A 3,057-nucleotide genomic window follows, 5' to 3' on the forward strand; every position below is an offset into this window, starting at 1 on the left:
GGTGGACATTCCCAGCAGCCCGCAGGGCGAGCGCGTGCGCTGGTTCTTGGAGCTGCTCAACGGCGAGGACGACGTGACCGCGGCGGACCTGGAGCCGGTGCTGAGCGAAGAATTTCAGCAGTCCGTCCCGGCCAAGGACCTGGCCGAGCAGCTCAACGCGCAGTTCCGTCCCGCGAAGCCCTTCGTGCCCACGGCCTACGAGGAGTTGGGCCTGACGGCCACGGTCACCGTCGCCGGGGCCATCGCAGCGCCCTTCGAGCTGGAGCTGACCGTGGACGAGACGGACACTGTCGTCGGTATGTTCCTCCGGCCGGTCGCTGAGCCATGAACGGGAGCCTTCTCACTCGACGAGGTTGAGGAGCGGATCCACGAGCTTCCCGGGGTGGTCGGGGCCCTGGTCACCACCGAGCGGGACGGCGACACCGAGGACGTCATCGCGGTGCGGGACACCAAGGCCGCCCCGATCGGCTCCGCGTTTAAGCTCTACGTGCTCGCCGCCGTCGCGGACGAGATCGAGGCGGGCGCAATCGCCTGGGACGACACCCTCACGCTCACCGCCGAGACGCGCAGCCTGCCGTCAGGCACCCTGCAGGACCAGCCGGACGGCACCGAGGTGACCGTGCGGCAGGCCGCCGAGCAGATGATCGCCATCAGCGATAACACGGCCACCGACCTCCTGATCGGCCTCGTCGGGCGGGAGCGGGTCGAGCAGGCCGTCGTCGACCTGGGGCACGCGACGCCCGACCGGATGCGGCCACTGCTGACGACCCGGGAGATGTTCCAGCTGAGCTACGGGCCGTCCGGGACGGGGTCGGGGGCGGCGGAGCTCGCCACCCTCAGCGACGCCTGGGCGGACGGCTCCGAGGCCGAGCGGCGAACCGTGCTTGACCGAGTGGCCACGATCCCGCTGTCGCTCACGATCGACGAGCTCACGGGCGCGATGGCGAAGACCACCGAGCCCGCCTGGACCCGGGACCTGGAGTGGTTCGCGAGCCCCGCGGACCTCGCGGCCGCACACCGGGGTCTCGCGGAGCGCGCCGAGCGACTTCCCGAGCTGAGCGAGATCCTGGGCAAGAACCCGGGCCAGGGGCTCGCCTTCGACCGCAAGGTCTGGCCCGACATCGCCTTCAAGGGCGGCGGGAACACGGGCGTGACCTCGCTGAGCTGGCGCGCGATCCGCGCCGACGGCCTCGTGCTCACCGCGGTGCTCACGGTCGCCGCCGAGAACGCGGACGACCTGGCCGCGATGAATCGGGCGCAACGGGACGTGTTCAGCCTCGCCGAGGATATCTTCCGGCTTGCGGGGGACACCCCCTAAGGCGTTGTGTGCCCCCGCCGATCGGTCGGCGGGGGCACCTCGCCGCTAGCGCGCGGGCTTGCCGTCTAGGAACGCGAGGGTCTGCTCGGCGATCTCCGGGGAGTGCGTGTGATGCAGGTAGTGCTCGCCGGGGAGGAGCACGAGCTTGCCGTAGTCCACGGAGGCCGCCTGCTCCTCGTGCAGGGTGATCCAGTCCGGCTGGCCCGGGTTTTCCCCGGCCTGCGCGAACAGGAGCACGGGCAGGTCCTTCGGGAAGGTCGTGCCCTGCGCGTTGCGGAAGTTCGGGGCGATGTGCTCCATCTCGTCCAGGTAGGTCGGGGACAGCGAGTTCTGGTTCGCGAGCACCGTCATATCGTGTCGGATCTCGTCGCTGTAGGCGGTGCCGTCGAGGCCATCGCCGAGGCCCGCCGCGATCCGGGCGATCCCCGTGAAGCGGGCGGCGGCCATCAGCCCGGTGGGGAACTGGGTGTCCATGTTCGCCTGCTCGGGCACGCTGCTGTCGATGCCGACAAAGGCGGTCAGCTCATCGCCGAAGAGCTCGGCCCATTTCAGGCCGTAGATCCCGCCGATGGAGTGGCCCATGAGCGCGTACTCCTCGACGCCCAGCTGGGACACGGCCTCGTGCATCTCGGTCACGATGTGCTCCGCGGTGCGCGGGACGTCGGTCGGGTCGCTGAGACCGAAGCCGAGCGGTTCGAGGGCGATGACGCGGGCCTCATCGGACAGCTCCCGGATGAGCGGGTCGAAGTCGAGCGCGGGCGCGGCGGTGCCGAAGCCGGGGATGAGCACGATGGTCTCCGGCCCGGATCCCGACACCACGACGTTCATGCGCTTTCCGTCAACCTCGACGAACTGGCCGTACTCGGGAAGGTGTTTCGCCTCGTTCGCGGTGGCGATCTGGTTCCACACGGTCGTTGCGCCGAGGGCGAGCACGAGGACGCCGAGCAGCACCCCGAGCGTTTTCAGGGTTCGGCGGAGGAAGGTTCTCATGGGCATCGCTTTCAATCGGGGGGATGTGGTGCGGCGAACAGGGGTGGCGGGCAGCGCCCCGTGCGCGTCGGGCCGGGCCCGACGCGCGAGGAGCGCAACGGAGTCACGCTACCGAGGTTGCCTGGGCGGGAACTGACGGTTGCCGCGCCGCGCCAGGCGAGGCCGCATCAGCGCTCTCAAAGCTGCCGCCCCTAGGCTTCTGAGAGGCAGTGATCACCGGGACGGTGCCAGCGCACGACGCACGACGCACACGCGCGCACAGCAGCAACAGGGTCAGGATCGGGTTCCACGCCCGGGTTCACCGGGGCCTGAGCGACGTGCGCGGCACAGAACGGAAGGGGGCGGCGCATGCCGAGAACCACACAGGGAGCGATGCGGGCGACGTTTCGGCGGCCAGCGATTCAGCTCTCCGTGGTGACCGCCGTTGCCTTCCTCGTCACCTATGTGCTTGGGGTACGCAACCCCAGCGGCCAGCTCGCCGAGAACGCGCTCCTCGAGGCCAGCGACTTTGCCTTCACCGTGCCCGCGCCGCTCGGCCTGGTCACCCCGACGACCGTACTGATCCTCGCCGGACTCATCGGGCTCCTCTCCCTCGGCACCCGGGGCTGGCCCGGCACCCTCGTCCAGGCGGGGGCGGTCGCGGTGCCCGTGTTCGCGAGCCAGCTGCTCAAACACCGCTGGCTGGAACGCCCGGATCTGCTCAACCTCAACGACGGGAACACCTTCCCGAGCGGGCACGCGACCGTGGT

At 70.1% G+C, this 3,057-nt stretch carries 3 protein-coding genes and 1 pseudogene; 3 read left to right on the top strand and 1 reads right to left on the bottom strand.

What is annotated here, in order from left to right; translation table 11 throughout:
• Together OOT08_RS17645 and OOT08_RS17650 are read left to right on the top strand one after the other, a co-directional pair.
• A partial coding sequence (locus OOT08_RS17645) for a Cpe/LpqF family protein (RefSeq protein ID WP_325094174.1) occupies positions 1-328 on the top strand: 328 nt, incomplete at its 5' end.
• Positions 329-382: 54 nt separating this feature from the next.
• Entirely contained in the window at positions 383-1,318 is a 936-nt protein-coding gene (locus OOT08_RS17650; RefSeq protein ID WP_325094176.1) for a serine hydrolase, read from the top strand.
• Positions 1,319-1,363: 45 nt separating this feature from the next.
• Here OOT08_RS17650 and OOT08_RS17655 read toward each other — a convergent pair whose 3' ends face one another.
• The gene (locus OOT08_RS17655) at positions 1,364-2,308 is read right to left on the bottom strand and encodes an alpha/beta fold hydrolase (protein ID WP_325094177.1); all 945 of its coding nucleotides are present in this window, start codon (positions 2,306-2,308) and stop codon (positions 1,364-1,366) included.
• Between the two features lie 348 nt (positions 2,309-2,656).
• Here OOT08_RS17655 and OOT08_RS17660 point away from each other — a divergent pair.
• Positions 2,657-3,057 (top strand): annotated as a pseudogene (locus OOT08_RS17660) (phosphatase PAP2 family protein); the annotation flags it as partial.

The organism is Leucobacter sp. M11, from assembly GCF_035726885.1.
GTDB lineage: Bacteria > Actinomycetota > Actinomycetes > Actinomycetales > Microbacteriaceae > JAPFRB01.

Excerpts from the sequence above, each read along its gene's own strand:
- OOT08_RS17655 (WP_325094177.1), bottom strand. The coding sequence starts at position 2,308 with ATGAGAACCTTCCTCCGCCGAACCCTGAAAACGCTCGGGGTGCTGCTC.